Source organism: Mongoliimonas terrestris (genome assembly GCF_001927285.1).
Classification (GTDB): Bacteria; Pseudomonadota; Alphaproteobacteria; order Rhizobiales; family Pleomorphomonadaceae; genus Chthonobacter; species Chthonobacter terrestris.
The window spans coordinates 1-1061 of the sequence record NZ_MSIG01000051.1; the positions used below are offsets into that span (position 1 = coordinate 1).

The 1061-nt window shown below is 66.2% G+C and carries 1 protein-coding gene; it reads right to left on the reverse strand.

Features of this window, described 5'->3' with window-relative positions:
• Nucleotides 1–992 (reverse strand): ISL3 family transposase (locus BUQ68_RS22565; protein WP_175577891.1); only part of this gene is annotated, 992 nt, incomplete at its 3' end.
• Between the last annotated feature and the right edge of the window lie 69 nt (nt 993–1061).

Here is a 1061-nt window from a genome sequence, read left to right on the forward strand (position 1 = left end):
TGTCGGGTTCGGAAGACGTCGTCCCGTTGGCCGCGGATGATCCGCCTTACCGTTCCCCGGGCGAGACCCACCGCACGGGCGATCTCCTTGATCGACCGTCCATCTTCTCTCATCGCGAGCACGGTGTCGTTGGTTTGCCGACGCCTTGCCCATCCCTCGACCTGCAGTCGCTCCGCTGAACTCAGCAGAGCAGGATCGAGGTTCGTCGTGCCAATCACCGACCGAATCCGTTGCAACGCTCCGTGCACGGCATCGAGGAAGGCGCGGCTGGCGTTCTCCATCAGGTGCCAGCGATCGGCGACCTGTTGCACGGCCGGGAGAGCCCGGGCGACCGCCTCGCCGTAGCCGCCGCCCCGGTCTCGGGCGACGACCTCGATGGAGGCATGGGCCTTCAGCCAAGCGACGACGGTGGCGGGCTCTCGGTCAGGCAACAGCTTCAGGATCCGCCGCTGCTCCAGATCGACCACGATGGTTCCGTACCGGCAATTTCGGCGGAAGGCGAAGTCGTCGATGCCGACGACCCGGGGTGGCGCGCAGGCCTTTGCCGTCGCCCGGCGCCGCACGACCCGGATCAGCGTGTCGTTGCTGACGGGCACCTTGAGCCGCCGCGCGAACCCCGCACCGGGGCGACCGCCGAGCGCCAATCCGAGATGATGAACGATGGTCTCCAGTCTGCCGGTTCTGCGCGCGAAGGGAGCGAGGATCTCCTCGCCAAAGCGTTCGGCGAAGATTCGCCGGGTGCATTGCGCGCCGTCGCAGTGAAACCGCCGGACCGTTACCGCCAACGAAACCGCCCGACCGGAAAGGGGCAGATCAGAAGCCGTTCGACGGTAGCGGCTCTGAACCCGGGACGACCAATTTCCGCAACTCGGGCATTTTGCCCCCGCCGCGATCGACCGGACGCTCAGAACGGAGAATTCCTCTGTGATCTTCGCGTCCTCGACGACAAAGCCGGCCGGGACGATATCTCCAGGGCGAAGTCGCTCGACCATCAGCCGATCCCTCCGTTGCCCCCGGAGCATTCAGGCCGCAAGCCTGCAGCGAGATTGAGTCAGACCCAA